This is a genomic window from Actinomadura madurae (assembly GCF_047130825.1).
GTDB lineage: Bacteria > Actinomycetota > Actinomycetes > Streptosporangiales > Streptosporangiaceae > Spirillospora > Spirillospora madurae.
On sequence record NZ_CP083237.1, the window covers coordinates 7102124 to 7121551 of the forward strand.

The 19428-nt window shown below is 71.0% G+C and carries 16 protein-coding genes and 2 pseudogenes; 9 read left to right on the plus strand and 9 right to left on the minus strand.

Translation table 11 applies throughout. The features are described 5' to 3' along the window. Positions 1–3 precede the first annotated feature (3 nt). Positions 4–894, minus strand: a complete 891-nt coding sequence (locus K8Z49_RS32690) for a DUF6282 family protein (RefSeq protein ID WP_021594241.1) — start codon at positions 892–894, stop codon at positions 4–6. A gap of 262 nt (positions 895–1156) precedes the next feature. Between K8Z49_RS32690 and K8Z49_RS32695 the strand changes: the two genes are divergently transcribed. Further along, on the plus strand, positions 1157–2455 hold the full coding sequence (locus K8Z49_RS32695; protein ID WP_200871758.1) for an MFS transporter: 1299 nt from the start codon (positions 1157–1159) through the stop codon (positions 2453–2455). A 53-nt stretch (positions 2456–2508) separates the two neighbouring features. On the opposite strand, the gene K8Z49_RS32700 is transcribed toward K8Z49_RS32695, so the two are convergent. After that, positions 2509–3318 (minus strand): IclR family transcriptional regulator, encoded by an 810-nt coding sequence (locus K8Z49_RS32700; RefSeq protein WP_021594239.1) that lies wholly within the window; start codon positions 3316–3318, stop codon positions 2509–2511. A gap of 709 nt (positions 3319–4027) precedes the next feature. Between K8Z49_RS32700 and K8Z49_RS32705 the strand changes: the two genes are divergently transcribed. Beyond that, positions 4028–4561: a hypothetical protein gene (locus K8Z49_RS32705; RefSeq protein WP_143118419.1), complete on the plus strand. Its 534-nt coding sequence runs from the start codon at positions 4028–4030 to the stop codon at positions 4559–4561. On the opposite strand, the gene K8Z49_RS32710 is transcribed toward K8Z49_RS32705, so the two are convergent. After that, positions 4558–5460: a LysR family transcriptional regulator gene (locus K8Z49_RS32710; protein WP_412516006.1), complete on the minus strand. Its 903-nt coding sequence runs from the start codon at positions 5458–5460 to the stop codon at positions 4558–4560. The genes K8Z49_RS32705 and K8Z49_RS32710 overlap by 4 nt on opposite strands. A 132-nt stretch (positions 5461–5592) precedes the next feature. Between K8Z49_RS32710 and K8Z49_RS32715 the strand changes: the two genes are divergently transcribed. Together K8Z49_RS32715 and K8Z49_RS32720 are read left to right on the plus strand one after the other, a co-directional pair. Further along, positions 5593–6420, plus strand: coding sequence for an NAD(P)H-binding protein (locus tag K8Z49_RS32715; RefSeq protein WP_412516007.1), 828 nt, complete (start codon positions 5593–5595; stop codon positions 6418–6420). Between the two features lie 5 nt (positions 6421–6425). Further along, entirely contained in the window at positions 6426–6986 is a 561-nt protein-coding gene (locus K8Z49_RS32720) for a DUF1772 domain-containing protein (protein WP_021594233.1), read from the plus strand. Between the two features lie 107 nt (positions 6987–7093). On the opposite strand, the gene K8Z49_RS32725 is transcribed toward K8Z49_RS32720, so the two are convergent. Genes K8Z49_RS32725 through K8Z49_RS32740 form a run of 4 tightly spaced genes read right to left on the minus strand, consistent with a single transcriptional unit; the run spans position 7094 to position 13322 of the window. Further along, on the minus strand, positions 7094–9238 hold the full coding sequence (locus K8Z49_RS32725; RefSeq protein WP_412516008.1) for a PQQ-binding-like beta-propeller repeat protein: 2145 nt from the start codon (positions 9236–9238) through the stop codon (positions 7094–7096). A gap of 18 nt (positions 9239–9256) precedes the next feature. Next, positions 9257–11314, minus strand: coding sequence for a protein kinase domain-containing protein (locus K8Z49_RS32730; RefSeq protein ID WP_412516009.1), 2058 nt, complete (start codon positions 11312–11314; stop codon positions 9257–9259). Between the two features lie 24 nt (positions 11315–11338). After that, complete coding sequence (locus tag K8Z49_RS32735) at positions 11339–12109, minus strand: hypothetical protein (RefSeq protein ID WP_412516010.1); 771 nt, start codon at positions 12107–12109, stop codon at positions 11339–11341. Next, a complete protein-coding gene (locus K8Z49_RS32740) occupies positions 12093–13322 on the minus strand; it encodes a hypothetical protein (protein WP_412516011.1) in 1230 nt (409 codons plus the stop codon). The genes K8Z49_RS32735 and K8Z49_RS32740 overlap by 17 nt, the downstream gene beginning before the upstream one ends. A 285-nt stretch (positions 13323–13607) precedes the next feature. On the opposite strand from K8Z49_RS32740, the gene K8Z49_RS32745 reads away from it, so the two are divergent. From K8Z49_RS32745 to K8Z49_RS32760, 4 genes and pseudogenes are all read left to right on the plus strand, one after another. Beyond that, complete coding sequence (locus K8Z49_RS32745) at positions 13608–13910, plus strand: urease subunit gamma (RefSeq protein ID WP_412516012.1); 303 nt, start codon at positions 13608–13610, stop codon at positions 13908–13910. Then, positions 13907–14044 carry an urease subunit beta gene (locus K8Z49_RS32750; protein WP_412516013.1) on the plus strand — a complete coding sequence of 46 codons (138 nt, stop codon included), beginning with the start codon at positions 13907–13909 and terminating at the stop codon, positions 14042–14044. Before K8Z49_RS32745 ends, K8Z49_RS32750 begins: the two co-directional genes overlap by 4 nt. Continuing rightward, positions 13986–15153 (plus strand): annotated as a pseudogene (locus K8Z49_RS32755) (urease subunit alpha); the annotation flags it as partial. The gene K8Z49_RS32750 and the pseudogene K8Z49_RS32755, both read left to right, overlap by 59 nt. Positions 15154–15430: 277 nt before the next feature. Next, a pseudogene (locus tag K8Z49_RS32760) lies at positions 15431–15619 on the plus strand (alpha/beta hydrolase); the annotation flags it as partial. A 51-nt stretch (positions 15620–15670) separates the two neighbouring features. On the opposite strand, the gene K8Z49_RS32765 reads toward K8Z49_RS32760, so the two are convergent. Next, a complete protein-coding gene (locus tag K8Z49_RS32765; RefSeq protein ID WP_412516014.1) occupies positions 15671–17152 on the minus strand; it encodes an aldehyde dehydrogenase family protein in 1482 nt (493 codons plus the stop codon). Between the two features lie 93 nt (positions 17153–17245). Between K8Z49_RS32765 and K8Z49_RS32770 the strand changes: the two genes are divergently transcribed. Continuing rightward, positions 17246–17830 carry a TetR family transcriptional regulator gene (locus K8Z49_RS32770; RefSeq protein WP_021593720.1) on the plus strand — a complete coding sequence of 195 codons (585 nt, stop codon included), beginning with the start codon at positions 17246–17248 and terminating at the stop codon, positions 17828–17830. Between the two features lie 111 nt (positions 17831–17941). Here K8Z49_RS32770 and K8Z49_RS32775 read toward each other — a convergent pair whose 3' ends face one another. Beyond that, positions 17942–19408 (minus strand): hypothetical protein, encoded by a 1467-nt coding sequence (locus tag K8Z49_RS32775; RefSeq protein ID WP_412516015.1) that lies wholly within the window; start codon positions 19406–19408, stop codon positions 17942–17944. Between the last annotated feature and the right edge of the window lie 20 nt (positions 19409–19428).

A 19428-nucleotide genomic window follows, 5' to 3' on the forward strand; every position in this document is an offset into this window, starting at 1 on the left:
CCGTCAGTCGTCGAGGTTGAGCAGGTGGGCGGGGTTGTCGCGGACCATGCGGCGCAGGTCCTTCTCCGGCAGCCCGAGGTCGAGCAGCGCGCCGGCCACCCGCATCCACGCGTCCACCGGCTTCGGGTTGGCCGCCTGGCCGAAGTCCGAGGACAGCACCGTGTGCTCGGGGCCGAGCGTCTCGATCCAGGTCATCAGCCGCTCGGGGTCCCACGCCATGTTCCCCTCGGGGTCGTACATGCCGATCTCGTGCTCGACGAACGCGCCGAGGTCGACGAGCTCGCGGCACAGGCCGGGCTCGGCGCCGATCACGAAGTCGGGGTGGCTGACGACCATCCGCTTCATGCCGCGCTCCCGCGCGGCCTGGAACAGGGTGCGGATGTACTCGGGGTACATGTGGCCGCCGTTGAGGACGGCCTCCTGCTCCTTGATCTCGTCCAGGATCTCGATCACTTCGGGCTTCAGCGCGCCGTCCTCGTCGACGATGTCGATGCGCTCCAGGGTCAGCGGCACGGTGGTGGTCGGGAACGCCCCGTCCTCGGGGTGGCACTCGATGTGCCGGCCGGAGGAGATGGTCGGGAACCAGACGACCTTGCCGCCCATGCGCAGGCACATGCGCACGGCGTGTACGTTGAGCCCGCCGACGGTGCTGTTCAGCGCGATGCCCCCGTAGACGGAGGCGGCGACCTCGGCCAGCCGCCCCTTCATCGCCAGGACGTCCATCTGGGTGTTGTGGTGGTGGGATTTCGCCACCATGGCGCGCAGGCCGATCCGGGCGCCGTCCTGGGCGGCCTCGACGTGGTCGAAGCGGCGCGGGAACGGGCTGGGCCCGGAGTGGACGTGCATGTCGACCAGCCCGTCCAGGACGGAGGCGATGGCGGGACGTGGGCTCATCTGGCCACCTTCGTTCGTATTTTGAAGTTGCTGTTCAATATACGAGGCCAAACATCCTGCTTCAAGTGCTTGTGTTGTCCAGATCACACGTTTACGGTGCTACATGTTCACTTTGTGAACTCAAGGTTCAGAGTTCTGTCGCGGCTAACGAACCCCGGGCAGCCGCCAGCACAGACCGGAGGACGCGATGTCCACACCGTCCCACGCAGAAGCGCCGCGGCCGGCGGCAGCGGGCCAGGCGCACTCGTCGCACGGCCCGGACATGGATAAGGTGCGCGCCGCCGTACGCGGCGGGGCGCTCGCCTACTTCGTCGACCAGTTCGACATCTACCTGCCGATCGTGGTGCTGGCGCCCGCGACGATCTACTTCCAGTCGGCGTCCCTGAGCGCGAGCACGACGGCCCTGCTGTCGTCGCTGGTGTTCGCCTCGACCCTCGTCGGCCGCCCGCTCGGCGCGCTCGTCTTCGGGCACTTCGCCGACACGGTCGGGCGCAAGGTCACCACTCTGGTCGCGGTCGGCGGCTTCGGCATCACCACCCTGCTGATCGCCTGCCTGCCGGGCCACGAGACGATCGGGGCCTGGTCGATCGGCCTGCTGATCTTCCTCCGCTTCATCGACGGGATCTTCCTCGGCGGCGAGTACACCACCGCGGTGCCGCTGGCGATGGAATGGTGCCCGAAGCACAAGCGCGGGCTCTACGCCTCCCTCATCACCTCGACCTCCCCCTGGGCGTACGCCGTGATCGCCGCGATCACGCTGCTGCTCCTGCAACTGCTGCCGCCCGCCGGGCTGCACAGCAGCTACGTGCAGTGGGGCTGGCGGATCCCGTTCGTGATCGGCGCGCTGCTGGCGGCCGTGCTGTTCCGCTACTACCTCAAGCAGGTGCACGAGCCGCCCACGGAGCGCAGCGGCGAGCGGCACAAGATGCCGTTCGTGCGGCTGGTGGTGCGCTACCCCAGGGCCCTGGCGCAGGTGTTCATCCTGATGACCGGCACGTGGCTGGCGACCAACATGGAGGCCGCCGTGACGCCCGCGCAGCTCAAGTCGCACCTCGACCTGTCGAGCAAGGAGGTCACGGTGACGATGCTCGTGATCAACGCGTCGGCCGCGGTGGCCTACCCGTTCCTCGGCGTGCTGTCCCAGCGGATCGGGCGGCGGCGGTTCTACATCGGCTACGGCGTGACGGTCCTGACGATCGGCGCCGGCGCCTACACCCTGATGATGGCCATGAACAGCGGGTTCGGCGCGGTGCTCGGCTGGGCCGTCCTGATCGGCGTCTTCACCGTCGGCACGTTCGGCCCGATCGCGGCGTACCTGACCGAGCGGTTCCCGGCGAGCATCCGGTCCACCGGGTACGGCGTCGGCTACAGCCTCGCCATCGTCATCCCCGCGTTCTACCAGTTCTACCTGCGGCAGCTCGACGACTTCATGCCGGGGCACCTCGCCCCGGCCGTCCTGATCGTGCTCGCCGGAGCGCTGATCAGCCTCGGCGGCTTCCTCGGCCCGGAGACCAAGGACGTCGACATGACCGACGACAGCACGGTTCCGGCCCTGCGCTGACCGGGGGGAGAGAGACTGCGGCGGCGGTGGCGTGCGGGCGCCCCGCCGCCGCGCTACATCGCGCGCTGGTCGACGTCGTCGGGCCGGTAGTGCCCGCCGAGCTCGCGGGTGAGCTCGCGGGCGGTGTCGACGACGACGCGAAGCTCGGGGGCGTCGTCGGACATCGACAGGGTGTTGTCCGGGCCGATGATGGCCATGGTGGCGCAGATGCCGTACTCGTCGAACACGGGCGCCGCCACCGCGACGATGCCGGGGGTGCTCATCGCGGAGCAGTGGCCGACGGCGCGGACCCGCTCGACGTCGGCGCGCAGCTCCTCGCGCACCGGGCCGGGCAGGTTCGCCATGAGCCGCTCCATGGACAGCTGATCGCCGTGGTAGGCCAGGAAAACCTTGCTCTGCGCCGCGTCGAGCGGCAGATGGCTGCCGACCCGCACGGACACGATGACGGCGGTGGAGATGTTCTCCTCGACCCGGGAGACCACCGGCCCGGTGAGCCCCCAGAGGCTGAGCACAGAGCTGCACCGCGTGGCGCGCGCGAGCGCCTGCATGTGGCGCGGGGCGAGGTTGATGACGCGGCGGTGGCCGATGGCGAAGGCGCCGAGCTGGAGCAGCAGGCCGCCGGGCGAGTAGCCGCCGCCCTCGGGGCCGCGTTCGAGCAGCCCGGCCGCGACGAGCGACGTGCAGTAGCGGTACGCGGTGGTGCGGTTGAGGCCGAGCCGCTCGGCGACCTCGCCGGCGGTCAGCTCCGGCGTGGCCGGATCGAACAGCGACAGGATCTGGCTGACCCGGCTCACGGCCTGGATGTCCGCCTGGTCGCCTCGGTCCGCGCGAGCGCCGTCCGGCGACCGCGTCGATTTGGTCACGGAGCCTCCGCCGGACGGTGATCGAGGGCCTGACAGCCATGCTCACGACAGGAGCACGGCTGTCAGGCTACCTCAGAAGCCGGGCGGCTCAGCGCCGGACGCTCCCTCGCCGCCCCGCACGGGTCAGGCGTCGAGGTAGGCCGGGACCGCCGGCACCCGGCGGTATCCGCGCCCTTCCGCGGGCAACCCGAGCTTGTGGAAAATGCCGGTGATCTGCTTCCTCACAGCGCGGCCGGAGACCACCAGAGCCGCAACGATCGTGGCGTTGTCGTGCCGGAGGCCAGCGCCGTCCCCCCCGGCGGACATCCGGTCCAGCGCGTCGAGGATCGGCAGGCCGGGCAGGTGGCCGCGCGCCTACCGGTTCGTGCCCGGCCCGGTGTGCGACCGCGCCGTGGGCGTCCTCGCCCTGGCCACCGGCCTGCCCCCGGCCCGTGCGTCGGTTCCCGATCACTTCAGGGCGCGAGGACTGGGCGTGATGTCGGCCGGCCTCATCACCGTCCAGGGGCTGGGGGTACTCGTGAGCGGCGCTGTGGCCTCGATGATCGGATCATGAGGCAGAGCCGGCACTTCTGAAGCCGCGGGAGGATATGCCGGACCACGCAGAGGAATCTGAGAATCGGAGGTGCCTTTGCGAACCGCCGAAGGCAAGAACTGGTCGTGGGTTTCGGCCGGGTGGGTGGGGCTCCCTCTCGTGTTGCTCCTCCTACTGGTGACAGAGGACACGGCGGGCTGGTGGCGGTGGCCGGTGGCCGCGGCGGGATTGGGATTCTTCGTCTGCGCGGCCATCGGCCTGGTCCGGCTGGACGCCCGACGGCGTGGCGGCGGCGGGACGGCCATGATCGTGCTCGCCCTCGTCGCGGGGTTCCCCTTCCTGATCCTGCTCGGCAACATCACGCCGGCGCGGGCGGAACGGGTCGAGTCGTGCCGGGTGTCGGCGCTGAAGCCGACGAACGAGCTGTGGCTTCGGCAGGATTATCGGGTCGCCTGCCCGGCGGGAACGCGCGACGTCGTCCACAGGCCGAGCCCGCGTGCGAACAAGGCCGACAGGGACCGGCCGCGCTATGCCGTGGGCGAGACGGTCTGGGTCTCCATCTCCAAGGACGACCCTGACGAGATCCGATTCGTCACCGGTCCCGGGAGCGGACGCCTCGCCCTGGCCCTGATCGTCCTGGCCATCGTGGGCGTGCTGTCGGCCGTCGGCATCTGGCGTGCCCTCACAGCACCGAAGCGCCCCGTGCCCTAAAGAGTGAGGTTCCCCTCCGCGGCGATGGCGTCGGCGGTGGCCTGGGTGAAGGCGCGGATCCGGTTCGTCTCGGCCGTGGCGCGCCAGATGAACCGGCGCTCCCTGGGCGGGCCGTCGTCGATCGGCAGGTAGGCGATGTCGGGGCGCGTGTCGTACTTGCTCGCATGGGCGGGCACCGGGAAGACGCCCAGCCCCGCGCCGATCAGGGAGAGCATCTCCTGGACGGTGCTGAACTCCTGGCCGTGCCGGATGGGCCTGCCGCCGGGCGTGCGGCGGGGTATCAGGCTCTCGTTCATGTAGGCGGGGAGACCGCGCGGCGACAGCACCTCCTCGGCCCCGAGGTCCTCCAGCGAGACCGACGCTCTCCGGGCGAGCCGGTGCCGGGCCGAGACCGCGAGGACGACGGGCTCGCGGAAGAGCACGGGGCCGCACGCGATGTCGGGCTCGTCGACCTTGACCGGAACCAGGACGAGGTCGAGCTCGTCGGCGCGGAGCAGGTCGAGGAAATCGCTGTAGCGCACGTCCGCGATCCGCACCTCGCACCCCGGATGGCGCGCGTGGAACCGCGTGGCCGCCTGCTGCAGGAGCCGGCCGACCACCGTGCCGACGAAGCCGACGCGCAGCACCCCCTCGATCCCGCGGCCGGCCGCGACCGCCCTGTCGATGCCGTCGAGGATCTGCTGGTAGGCGGGCCGCAGGTCCTCCTCCAGGCGCCGTCCGATCGGGGTCGGCACGACCCGGCGGCTGGTCCGCTCGAACAGCGCGGCGCCGATCCTGCGCTCCAGCTTCTTGATCGTCTGGCTGACCCGGGCGGTGGACACGTGCAGGCGTTCGGCGGTGCGACCGAAGTGCAGCTCCTCGGCGAGCGTCAGGAAGATCTCGATGTCGCGCTGCTCCACGCCGGGCCTCCGATCGTGAACCCCTCGGTTAACGACCCTTGCAGAGCCGCTCATTGTTGCCAACCCGGCCCCCGGCGACCGTTGAAGTGCGGCCCGAAGGAGGCCGCGGCACTCGGACCAAGGAGCAGCGAGATGACCGACCACATGACCCTCGTCACCGGCGGCACCGGCAAGACCGGCCGGCGCGTCGTCCAGCGGCTGACCGCCCGGGACCGGCCGGTGCGGGTGGGATCCCGGTCCGGCGGGGTGCCCTTCGACTGGGCGGACCAGGACACCTGGGAGCCCGCGCTGGAGGGCGTCACCGCGGCGTACCTGTCGTACTTCCCGGACCTGGCGGCGCCCGGGGCGCCCGAGGCCATCGGATCGTTCGCCGAGGCGGCGCTGCGGTCGGGGACCCGGCGGCTCGTGCTGCTGTCCGGCCGCGGCGAGGAGGAGGCCCAGGCCAGCGAGAAGGTGCTCGCGGACTCCGGCGCGGACTGGACGGTCCTGCGCTGCAGCTGGTTCGCCCAGAACTTCAGCGAGGGCTACCTGGTGGACGCCCTCGCGGCCGGTGACCTGTCCCTGCCCGCCGGCGACGTGGGCGAGCCGTTCGTCGACGTCGACGACATCGCCGACGCCGCGGCGGCCGTCCTCACCGAGGACGGGCACCTCGGCCAGATCTACGAGCTGACCGGGCCCCGGCTGCTGACGTTCGCCGAGGCCGTCGCCGCCATCGCCGGCGCCACCGGCCGCTCCCTCGGCTACCACCGGATCCCGGCGGGCGACTTCGCCGCGGGCCTGGCCTCCGACGGCGTCCCCGACGATCTCGTCGGCCTGCTGACCTACCTGTTCACCACCGTGCTCGACGGCCGCAACGCCTACGTGTGCGACGGCGTCCAGCGGGTCCTCGGCCGCCCGGCCCGCGACTTCTCCGACTACGTGCGCGACGCCGCCGCCACCGGCGTCTGGAACGCGAGGTGACCCCGATGAAGACGCTCCAGTCCATCACCCTGCTCTTGGCCACCCTCAGCAGCGGCCTGGTCGCCGGGCTGATGTTCACCTACGCCTGCTCGGTGATGCCCGGCTTCGGCCGCTCGTCCGACCGCACCCTCGTCGAGGGGATGCAGAACATCAACCGGGCGATCATCAACCCCTGGTTCCTGATCCCCTTCCTCGGCTCGCTGCCCCTCATCGCGACGGCGGTCGTCCTCGCCTGGCGCGGCCACGGCCGGCCCGCGCTGCCGTGGATCCTCGCCGGGCTCGCGCTCTACGTGGTCGCGTACCTGATCACGCAGGGCATCAACATCCCGCTCAACGACCGGCTCGACCGGGCCGGGGACCCCGCCCGCATCGCCGACCTGGCCGAGACCCGCCGGAACTTCGAGGACCGATGGGTGACGTGGAACATCATCCGCACGCTCGTCCACACCGCCGCGTTCACCTGCCTCGCCTGGGCGCTCGTCGTGTACACGCCCGCCCGGTCCAGCGCCGCCGCCCCCGCGGCGGACGAGCGACCACCGGCCCCGGCGGCGACCGCCCCCCGCTGATCGCCCGCCCCACCCCGGCCACGGCGGACGGCCTCCCGGCCCCCCGCCGTGGCCGACGGCCGTCCAGCGCAGGGCGCCCTGGCCCTGCGCGATCGGCCGGGGTTCGGCTAGGAGCGTGTGGGGGTGGCCAGGAGTTCGCCGTGGATGTTGGCGTGGTAGAGGGTGCCGCCCGAGGCGCACAGGTTCTCGGGGTGGATCGGCCGGGACCGGTGGTCGGCACCTATCCGCCTCACCAGCCGACCGGTCGCCGGGTCGAACGAGGACAGGCCCCGGTCGCCGATGTGCAGCAGCCCGTCCGCGAGCACGGGCCCGCCGTGGCTGTCGGGATGCAGCCGCTGCCGCCACAGGCCGCGGCCGCCGGCGGTGTCCACGGCGACGAGCAGGCCGTTGCGCGTGTTCACGAAGAGCCGTCCCGGGGCGACGATCATGGGGGGCGGGTCGACGGAGTCGCGCACCGCGCCGAGAGGGTACGTCCAGCGGAGCCGCCCGGTGCGGCGGTCGAGCGCGTGCAGCACCCCGGCCGACCACACCATGTAGACCGTTCTGTCGTCGGCCAGCGTCAGCATGCCGTGTTCGGAGGCGGGAGCGGCGAGCTCCGCCTGCCAGCGCGGCCTGCCGTCCGCGGCGGTGAACGCGAGCACCGTGTGCGACCGTGTCCCGGGCGCGCCGGTGACCGCCAAGATCAGATCCCCGGCCTTCTGGAGGGGCATGACCGGGGGCCGCGAAAGCTCGGCGGACCACCGGCGGCGGCCGGTCACGGCGTCGATGCCCACCAGCAGGTCATCGGCGTCCGGATGGCACACCGTCCGTCCGGACGCGACCGGCCCGTGCGCCGACAGGCGGCCGTGGCTCCACCGGGCCCGGCCGGTCCGGGCGTCGAAGGCCGTCAGCTTGTCCTCGCCGGGGACCGGTACGCACACCGCGCCTCCTGCCACCGCCGGAGGCGGGCCGGAGGAGGTCAGGCCGAGCCGGTGCGACCACGCCTCCCGGCCGGTGGCGAGGTCGTACGCGGCCAGCCGGCCGTCCGCGAGCCGCAGGAACAGCCGGTCCGCCGACCACGCCAGACCCTCCACGGTGTCGGTGAGGACGTCGGGGACGCTCCACCTGACCCGTCCGGCGCGGGGGTCCACGGCGGCGAACGCGGTCCCGCCGACGACGAGCAGCATCCCGTCGACGATCACCAGGCCGTGCTCCCTGCGCACTCGACCTCCTGGTAGCCGCACCATCCAGCGCACCGGTCCCGGTGGGGTGGCGGGCCTGGTGCGCATGTCGTCGATCGCGAGGAACGCGGCCACCGCGCCGACCGCCCCGCCGGCGACCAGCACCCGGCGCGGTATCCGCCGGCGGCGGTGAACCGGCAGCGGCGGCGGTACCGGTTCCCGGCCCCGGGCGCCGATCGCGGCGACCACCTGGTGCGGCAGCCACCGCGTGCCGTGCAGGTCCATGGTCGCGGCGTCGGTCAGCCGCTCGGTCACCTGGCCGGGGGCGGGCCGCTCGGCGGGATCCTTGGCCAGGCAGGCGGCGGCGATGTCGCGCAGCACGGGGTCGGGCACCGCCTCCAACCGAGGCGGCTCGTGCACCGTGCGGTGCAGGATCCGGTGGACGGACCCGTCGCCGAACGGGCCGGTCCCGGTGCAGGCGAAGACCAGCACGGCTCCGAGGGAGAACACGTCGGAGGCGGGTCCCGCCGTGCCGTGCGCGATGTGCTCGGGCGCCAGGTAGCCCGGCGAGCCGATCACCTCGCCGCTCTGCGTGATCGCGGCGGAGTCGGCCGCCCGCGCGATGCCGAAGTCGATCACCCGCGCGCCGTCCGGGCCGAGCAGCACGTTGGCCGGCTTGAGATCGCGGTGGACGACCCCCGCCCGGTGGATCGACCGGACCGCCTCCGCCAGCCCCACCGCGAGTCCCCGGACGGCGGCCGGCGGCAGCGGACCGTGCGACCCGACCGCCTCCTCCAGGGAGAGGCCGGGCAGGTAGGCCGTGGCCAGCCAGGGCCGTTCCGCGTCGGGGTCGGCGCGCAGCACCGGGGCGGTGAAGACGCCGCTCACCGTTCGCGCGATCTCCGTCTCGCGGCGGAACCGGGCCCGGAACCCGGGGTCGTCGGCGAGCTCGCGGTGGATCAGCTTGATGGCCACCGGCCGTCCGCCGGGCGAGGTGCCGAGGAAGACCTCGCCCATGCCGCCCCGGCCCAGCCTGGCGAGCACCTCGAACTGGGCGAGCCGTCTCGGGTCGCCGGGGCGCAGGGGCTCCATCGGTTCCCTCCGGGATGGTCAGGGGCCGGTGACGGCGACGAGGTCGCCGGTCGAGCAGATGACGGCCCCGTCCACCGCGTCCAGCCCCTCGACCTCGGCGTCCAGGCGGACGCGCCACGCCAGGCGCCCGCGATCAAGGTCGACGGCGTGGACGGTGTCGCCGCCGGGCGCGTAGAGCGTGCCGCCGACGCGGGCCGGCGGGGCCGTCGCCGTCTCGGAGCCGCCGGCCTGGACGGGCACGGCGAACCGCTGCCGTCCCGTGTCCCGGTCGAACGCGCGCACGAACCCGGCCAGGTCCTGGACGACGACGGTGTCGCCGTACACCAGGGGCGGCCTGACGACCTTCCCGGCGGTGGCGCTCCAGCCGGCCTTGCCCTGCCGTACGGCATGGAGCCGGTCCGCCAGGTCGGTGACGTAGACCGTGCCCGTGTCCTGCAAGGCCGCGGCCCGGCCCTGGACACGACGGCGCCACACGGTCCTGCCCGACGCCGTCTCGAGGACCCGGAGCTCCTCCCTGGTCAGGACGCAGAGCGCCCCATCGCGGGCGGTCATCACCGGATGGCTCGCGACCCAGTCGAGCGAGCGCCGCCACCGCTCGGTTCCGGTACGGAGATCGAACGCGATCAGCGCGTCCCCTGCCACGATCACCAGCCCGTCCGCCGCGAGCGGCGGCTGCACCGGAGCGGCCAGGGACGCCGACCACCGTCTCTTCCCGTCCGCGGTGTCGAAGGCCGTGAGCTTCCAGCGCGCCCCGAGTGCGGCGTTGTCCAGACCACCCGCCTCAAGTGCGACGACCGTCCCGCCCCCGACCGCCACCCGTTCGGAGGAGCGCTTGATGCCCCGCTTCCAACGCTGCTTCCCGGACTGGACGTCGACGGCGAGGATCCACCCCTCGGCGCCTCCCAGGTCGCCGGTCGAGGTCACCGCGTACGCCGTCCTCTCATCGATGACGGGTGCGGCCTCCGTCCGCGAATCCCGCAGCCGCCACCGCACCCGTCCGCTCGCCGGCCCGCCTCCCGTCGGTCCGCCTCCCGCGGCGGCGGGCGTCTCCGGCGTCCGCCGCGACGTCCCGGTGCCGGACCGCCGCCATGCGGTCAGCTCGCCCAGCCCGGCGCCCGCCACCCCCACCGCCGCGATCCCGCCGGCGACCAGCAGCCGTCTCCGGCGGACCCGGCGGGGCAGCGGCATGGTGGCCGGCGGCGGCTGCGCCTGCCTGGTCCGTACCGCCTCGGCCAGCGGCGCGGGCAGCCATCCGACGCCCACCGGTGCCGTGCCGGCCCAGCTCAGCCGGTCGAGCAGCATCGCCGACGTGGGACGCAGCGCGGGATTGCGGGCCAGGCAGTCGGCGACGAGGCCGCGCAGGAACGTGTCGGGGATGCCGTCCAGGTCCGGGTCCTCGTGCAGCACCCGATGGATCATGACCGGGAGCGGTCCGTCGCCGAACACCCTGCGCCCGAGGACGGTGAAGCCCAGCACCGCGCCCAGCGCGAAGACGTCGCCCGCCGGGCGGACCTCCCGGCCGGCGGCCTGCTCGGGCGCCATGTAGCCGGGCGTGCCGAGGACCCCGCCGGGACGGGTCAGCGCGTGGTCGTCGGCCGCCCTGGCGATGCCGAAGTCGATGATCCGCGGCCCCTCGCCGCTGAGCAGCACGTTGGACGGCTTGAGGTCGCGGTGCACCACGCCCGCCCGGTGGATGGAGTCGAGCCCCTCCGCCAGCCCGGCCGCCAGCGCCTGCGTCGCCTCCACCGGGAACGGTCCGTGCGTCCGGACCGCCTCCTGCAGCGACAGACCCGGCAGGTAGGCCGTGGCCAGCCACGGCGTGGACGCCTCGGGATCGGCCTCCAGCACGGGTGCGGTGAACGCGCCGCTCACCGACCGGGCGTTGGCGACCTCTCGCCGGAACCGCGCCCGGAACCGCGGGTCCCGCGCCAGATGCTCGTGGATCACCTTGATGGCGATCGGCGTCCCGCCCGGTGTGCGACCGAGATAGACCCGCCCCATGCCGCCGGCCCCCAGCCGGGCGACCAGCACGTGGTGCCCGATGCGCACCGGGTCTTCCGGGGTCAGCCGCTCCATGGCATCAATGACGCACACCAGCCCTCAGGCGGGCGGTATCAGGTCGCTCTGGCTGACGGTGTACGTCAGCGGGGGGTAGACGAAGTCCGTTTCATTGTTCTCGCGGCGCCGTAGCCGGTAGAACTCGCGCTGCTGCTCCTCGTCGGCCAGTACGAGGCGCGCACCTTGCGGGAGATATGCGTGTCCGTCGCGGAACCGGAGGAAGGTCTGTGACGTTCGGAGGGTCACACCCAGCCATTCGTTGTCCGTCGTTCGGACGGGTGTGTCCAGCACGATCTTGTGCTTGAGCCGCCGGTTCGTGTCGACGGAGAACGCGACGATGCTGTGGTGGGTGAGGGTCACCTCGAACTTCTCGCCATCGGCCCCCTTCGATTCGAAGATCAGCTTCCTTGGCGGGTCCGCTTCGGGATGCCGATAGCAGGAGAAGACGGCGATGAAGGACCCGTCGGCCAGGTCGAGGGCTTGGTCGGAATGGCCGCCCATGGTCCTGTAAGCGTTCGTGTAGCTCTCGATGAGAGCGTTGTTGAAGCCGACCGGAAGCGTTGCACATTCTTGGACCTGTTGCGCGAGCCTTTCGTGCACCGGCCGGAAACGCTGTGTGGGGTTGCTGTATGGAGTGGTCGTGCGCACGAGAGGCACGCCCTGCGCCTCGTCGACCTTGGTGAGCGTGGCGCCTCGCCGGCCTTTGCCGACGTCCTCCCAGCGGGCTGACGCGGAAAGCTCTGCGAAGAGATTTTCCTCGATCGGCAGAACGAACGAGAGGATCTCATCCGAGATCCTAGGCTCGGGGGGCAACGTAGTCTCCCTTGTTCATGCTGAAGAGAAACTCGTCGCCGTAATCGATGAAGGACGAGCTCTTGTTCTCTTCGGCGTAGAGCCTGCGCAGTTCGTCCATGCCTGCCGGGGTGGGCGGCTCCAGTCGCACCAGATCTCCGTCCAGCTTGAGGAACGTGTGGCCGTCCTTGTGGACGGCCTCAGCGTTCGAGCAGCGCACCACGTATCCCAGGCGGGTCGGAAGCGATTCGGCGTCCAACGCCGAGGGTCGTATCTCATGCGTGTACAGGCGGTTGGTGGACAGTGGCATGAAGAACACAGAGCCGGGGTAAAGCGTCAGGGTGAACTGCGAGGGAAGGGTATCCCCGAGGCGGTTTTCAGTCGTATCTTTGAGCCGGAAGCGGAGCTTGGTCAGCCCGCTGGCATTCTTCACGCCGTAGTCGAAGGGGTCTTCGGACAGGGGTCGCAGCTTGTCGAGCCCGTCATAGAAGGTGCAGAACGCCATGATGCCGTTGACGGGCATGTCCTTGGTCTTGTCGGCATGGGCCGAGATCTTCGCCTTGGATTGCCTGCGCTCGGTCGTGGCGGGGGTGTTGTGGTAGATCTGGGCGAGGACGTGATTCAGCGGCGCGTGGTTCCGGAAGACGGCGGCGGCCTCGCGGTTGAGAGTCTCGACGATATGCGTGTCGGTCGGGCGGAAGCTTTCGGTCGGCCCCGAGAGATTCGTGGAGCACCGGAGCAGGCGGAAATGCAGTTCGTCGCCGTTCCGCGTCACGGGCGTCAGGTAGATTCCGCTGCGATGGGCCGTTCCGGGCTTGGTGGACTCGGTCAGGGACTGGAACGCGTGCTCCGTGCGGATCAGGTTGAAGTGATCGGCACCGGGGTCGAAAAAGCGCCGGTAGTACACGCCGACGCCGTGCACCCGGATGGGAACCTGGCCGAGCTCGACAAGGGGCCACGGTTCGTTGACGTCCTCGCAGTACCCGTCCGACAGCTCCCGTATAACGAACACCCGGGCCGCCGCACGCAACTGGCCGACGCTGATCCCGGACACATCGCCGCACAGGTAGACGGTCTTCCGCGCGAGGTCGAGCGAACCGGAAGCAAGATCTTCTGGCGTGATCGTCGACCCGAAGAAGTCTCTGAGCGAGTCATTATCGTGCAGTGTCGAAGGCGCGACCAGAATACTCTTCGCGTCATCGACGCAGGCTTCTACCGGCTCTGTTGCGTGCATTGAATACAAGATTATCATCCATCAGCCGACCGCACCCTGGCCATACGGCGCCCGCCTTCCTCGGCATCACCGCACCGAAGACCGGCACCATCAGCGGTCCGGACGCGATCGCCAGGCCGGTGCCGATCACGCTGACCCGGCGGCGTCCTAGGGCCGGGACCGGGCGCCGTCGTCCGGGTGACGGGTGGATTGGCTTACCGGCCTTCTTCGGGCACACGTAAATTCGCTGTTACCTCTGCAATTCCTCCGTTCTATGACCTTTCTCAGCCCAGTAGTGTCCGGACTGTGCTGATCAGCCCACACGAGCAGGAGCGGCTGTTGCTGCATGTCGCCGCGTCGGTCGCGCGGGAGCGCCGGGCCCGGGGGCTGCGGCTGAACCATCCGGAGGCGACCGCGATCATCGCGGTCCATGTGCTGGAGGGGGCGCGGGACGGGCGCACGGTCGCCGAGTTGATGGAGTCCGGCCGTTCGGTGCTGACCCGGGAGGACGTCATGGAAGGCATTCCGAAGATGCTCGACTCGGTGCAGATCGAGGCGACGTTCCCCGACGGGACCAAGCTCGTCACCGTCCACAGGCCGATCCCGTGACCTCCCGTCCGCTGGTTCCCGGGGAGGTCGTTCCCGCTGACGGCCCGCCCGACGTGCTCAACGCCGGGCGCACCCGTGTCATGGTCACGGTCGTCAACACGGGAGACCGGCCCATCCAGGTGGGGTCCCACTAGCCCCACCGCCGGAGACCGGATCAGGCTGGCCGACACCGACCTGTTCATCGAGGTCACCGAGGACCGCAGCCGCGGTGCGAGCGCCGGTGACGAGGTGCTCTTCGGCGGCGGGAAGGTGATCCGCGAGTCGATGGGGCAGGCGCGCACCACCCGCGCGGACGGCGCGCTCGACATGGTCGTCACCGGCGCCGTGATCCTGGACCACTGGGGCGTCGTGAAGGCCGACCTCGGGATCCGCGACGGCAGGATCGTCGCGCTCGGGAAGGCCGGGAACCCCGACACGATGGACGGCGTCCACCCGGAACTGGTCATCGGGCCGTCCACCGAGGTCCTCGCCGGCAACGGGCGCATCCTGACCGCGGGAGCCGTGGACTCCCACGTCCACCTGATCTGCCCGCGGCTCTTGGAGGAGGCGCTCGGGGCCGGGGTCACCACCCTCATCGGCGGCGGGACCGGCCCGGCGGAAGGGACCAAGGCCACCACCGTCTCCGGCGCCTGGTACATCGCCCGGATGCTGGAGTCGCTCGACTCCTGGCCGGTGAACGTCGCCCTGCTCGGCAAGGGCAACACGGTCGGCGAGGACGCGCTGTGGGAGCAGCTGCGCGCCGGAGCGTCGGGTTTCAAGCTGCACGAGGACTGGGGGTCCACCCCCGCGGCCATCGACGCCTGCCTTCGCGTCGCCGACGCGTCCGGCGTGCCGGTCGCCCTGCACTCCGACACCCTCAACGAGGCCGGCTACGTCGAGTCGACGCTCGGCGCCATCGGCGGCCGGGCGGTCCACGCGTACCACACCGAGGGCGCGGGCGGCGGCCACGCGCCCGACATCATCACGATCGCCGCGCATCCGGCCGACGACCATGGCCGCCGAGGACGTCCTGCACGACCTCGGCGCCATCTCCATGATCGGCTCGGACTCGCAGGCCATGGGGCGGATCGGCGAGACCGTGATCCGCACCTGGCAGACCGCCCACGTGATGAAGGGCCGTCGCGGTCCGCTGAGCACCGCGGGCGATCCCGCCGACAACCTGCGGGCGCGCCGCTACGTCGCCAAGTACGTCACCCTCGACGGCGTCCCGCTGCTGCGGCACGAGCTACCGCTGCCCGATCCGGCCTTCTACACCAGCAGCGCCGTGCTGGGGGACGCGCGCTGCACCGGCGACGTGCTGCTGGTCGGCCCCGATCTGGCGAGGGACGCGTACGCCGCCGACGGGCCGGCGGTCATGCCCCTCGCCGGACCGGGCGTCCTCGTGACGGCACTCGCACCCGATTCGGCGATCCTCCGGCAACGTCTCGTCCAGGGCGAAAAGCACGCCCGCGGCTGACCCGGTAATCTCCAGCCGGGGCGCGCCTTCTCACCGAACGTGCCCGTGGAGGCCTCCCGCCCGGATCGGCAGCGACCTCCCGGCGCTGATCGTCCAGTCCACGGGCGACACCCGCACCGTCCACGAGGGCGCCGTCGCCCTGCACCGCGCGCTACCCGCGTCCCGCATGGTCACCTTGCGGAACGTCCGCCGCCACGGCATGTACCCCAACCGCTGCGTCACCGAAGCGGTCAACGCCTACCTCACCTCCGGCACGAATGCGACCTGCGACAAGGAGACCTGGAGAGCGACATATGCACGGCCGTCAGAGCCGGATCATGACGGTCTTGGTCTCGGTGTAGGCGTCCAGGACCTCGGTGCCGTGTTCGCGGCCGATGCCCGACTGCTTGAAACCGCCGAAGGGGACCGTTCCCGCGCTCATCTCGCCGTAGGTGTTGATCCACACGGTTCCGGCCCGCAGGCCACCTGCGACGCGATGGGCGCGCCCGAGATCGGTCGTCCACACGGAGGCGGCCAGGCCGAAGATGGTGTCGTTGCCCTGGGCGATGGCGTCCTCCGCGTCGGTGAACGTCAGCAGGGCGGCGACCGGTCCGAAGATCTCCTCCCGGACCACGCGGGCGTCCGCGCCGACGTCCTCGATCAGCGTCGGCGGCATGTACAGGTCCCGAGCGTCGCCGACGGTCAGGAGGCTGCCGCCCTCCTCGCGGGCGAGGTCGAGGTAGGAGCCGACCCGCTCGAAGTGCTGCGCGGTGACCAAGGGGCCGATCTTGGTATCGGGATGGAACGGGTCGCCCAGGGCGAAGGCCTTCATCTCCTTCAGCAGCAGTTCGCGGAACCGGTCGCGGACCGTCTCCTGGACGAAGATCCGGGTCCCGGCGACACAGGCCTCGCCGCTGCCCTGCGCGAACCCCGCGACGGCACCCTTGGCCGCCGCCTCCAGATCGGCGTCGTCGAAGACGATCGTCGGCGACTTGCCGCCCAGTTCCAGCGTGACCCGTTTGAGGTCCTTGCTGGAGACCTCCAGGATGCGCTTGCCCACCCCGAGCGAGCCGGTGAACGAGATCTTGTCCACCCCGGGATGGTGCGTGAGCGCCTCACCGGTGGTGGCGCCGTCTCCGGTGACGATGTTGACGACGCCTGGGGGAAGGTCCGTCTCGCCCAGCAGCTCGCCGATGCGCAGGGCCGACAGCGGGGACCAGGCGGCCGGCTTGGCGACCACGGTGTTGCCGGTCGCCAGCGCCGGACCCAGCTTCCACGCCAGCTGCAGAACCGGACCGTTCCACGCGGTGATGGCCGCGACGACGCCGATGGGCTCGCGCACGGTGTAGTGGAGCACCGACGGGTCCGCGGGGGCGGTCCGGCCGTAGATCTTCGTCGGCCAGCCCGCGTAGTGCCGGAAGACCTCGACGGAGTGGTCCACCAGCCAGCGGGTCATCCACAGGGGGCCGCCCATGTCCAGGGAGTCCAGCACGGCCAGCTCTTCGGCGTGCGCCTCCAGCACGTCGGCGATCTGCAGCAGGATCCGGCTGCGCTGATACGGGCCGATGTCCGCCCACGACGGGTCCTCGAAGGCCCGCCGGGCCGCGGCCACCGCTTCGCCCACATCGTCTGCTCCGGCCATGGCGACGTCGGCGAGCACCTTCCCGGTCGCGGGGTCGAGCGTCGCGAACGTGTTTTCCGCAAGAGCCGGTCTCCAGCTACCGCCGATCAGGAGCCGCTTGGCGGACCCGTCCAGGAACGCGGGCGCGGGCCGCTCGTCGGGGGCGACGGTGAGAGGGATGGTCACAATGACTCCTTCGCAAACGAACTAGTTTGTTTGCGCCACGGTAGCCAGCCCCGCCTCGCCTTGCAAACAGACTGGTTCGTTTACCCTGATGATGTGGACAGAGCCCAAGCCAGCAGGCGCCGACTCCTGGACGCCGCCACCACAGAGTTCGCCGCCTACGGCATCGCCGGCGCGCGCGTCGACCGAATCTCGGCCGAATCCAGGGTGAGCAAGGCTCAGATGTACGCCTACTACGACAACAAGGAGGGCCTCTTCGACGCCGTGCTGGCCGACCAGGTCGAAGGCATCGTCGACGCCGTGCCGCTCACCGCGGACGACCTCCCCGGCTACGCCGTCCGCCTCTATGACGCCTACCTCGCGCGCCCTCGGCTCGTGCGCCTCGCCACCTGGGCACGTCTGGAACGCACCCCGGAAGGCCACCTCTTCCCGGCCGCTGAGGACGCTCCCAAGATCAAGACCATCGTCCAAGCCCAGGAAGCCGGGCACGTGACGCCGGACCTGCCGGCGGCCGACGTCCACGCGATGGTCATCGCCCTGGCCATGACCTGGTCACCGGCCAGCATCACCTACACCGCGACGGCGGCCGACCCGGCCGCCGACCACACCCGCCGCCGAGCCAGCCTCGCCACCACCGTCCGCAACGCCTTCGCCCCACGCAGCACCACTTCCGAGGACTGACCAGGCGCCGACCCACGACCTTGGACAAGCCACCGACCTGCGCGGGGACGGCTCTTACTCGGGTGGACATGAGGCCCGCAGGCGCCGAGTCCGCGCGGCGAACGCCCGGATTCAGCCCGGTGGGGTGCCGAGGAGTGCTCGCAAAGTGTCGTCGGCGGCCTCCTGCGGCGAAACCGAAGCGCTTCTGGCCGCGAGGCCGTCCCACTTCAATGCGGCCGCATCGGCCGACTCCTGGAGCCCACGGTTCATGGGAACGGCGGCGATGAGACCCGCTGCGGCGATCAGCCGACGTGTCCAAGCGCGGCCTTCAACCGTCGCGGCGATGGTCACCGTCCATTTGCCGTTCGCCTCCGGAGTTCTCTTCACCGTCAGGGCCGCCTCACCTAGCGGGTTGGCGGCGTTCACCGTCATGGCAGGGCCCTCTTCGGTATCCGTCCACCAGCGCTCAAGGTCCAGTTCACCCTCGCACTCGGCCTGTGGGAACCCCTCCACCTCGCCGGCAAGCGCGGCACGCACGACGGTGGGTTTCCGGGCGCTGTCGATCTCGATCCACCCCGTCTGCACATCACCCGGAGTGCTGAACTCGATGCGGTTCGACCCGGCACGGTCCCATGCCACGACGTCCACATTTAGCGGCTCGATCTCGTCGTCCGGAACGAGCGCGATGCGGTAGCGGGCACCCGGCCCGATGTGCGCGCCCTTGAGAAGCCGCACGCCGAACGCCGCCTCAGAACCCGTTACGAGCCTGCCCTTCTTGAAGCGCAACTCCCCGACCGCCTGATGAAGGGCGGCGACATATGCCTCGGCCCACTCGCGGGACACAGCAGTGAGCGTCACCCGGTGCTCGAAGCCGAGCCGCTCTCGCAGGCCGCGTTTCGCCATGCCGGGCACCTCGGCGTTCCAAGCGGACACGGCGTTGCCGAACCCTTCGTCCAACGTGCGCCGGACGCGGCGCCGCATGACGGCCAACCCCACCCAGGCCAGCGGACGCAAGAGGGAACGACCCCCGAATCGCGCCGTGGTCCTGACAGTCCAGCGCCCGCCCTTGTCCTTACCTCTCCCAACACGCAGATCGGCGAAGGCGAACGGATGCACGAACCGCACGGAAAGCGGCGCCGTCTTCGAACCGAGCACGGCCCACCATTCCTCGGCCGCCACCTCACATTCCCACTTCGCCCGCCGCACCTTGCGGAACGGCTTCGGCCCTTGGTAGTCGCCGCTGATCCGGACGTCACGAAGCCGCCGCCCTGACATGCGTAGCTCCACCTTGAGCCGGACGATATGGCCGCCGAAGTCGCCGGTGGCCTCGATCCGCGACTCCCCGGCCCTGTTCCACGCCGCAACGCTCACCTCGCCCTCGCCTCGTTCGGCGGCCATCCGATAGCGGGCCCCGGTGGCGACGTGCCGGCCCTCCACCAGCCGTATCCCGTCGTGAACGTCCTGCCCGAACTCGAAGCCGCTCTCGGTGACGGGCGCCTCTTCCACCGCGTCCAGCAGGGCCGCGACGACCTCGTCCAACAGATCCCGGGGAAAGGCCTCAACCTTCGCGTCATACCGGTACCGAGCCATACCGATCATGATCTCGCATGGGAGAGAAA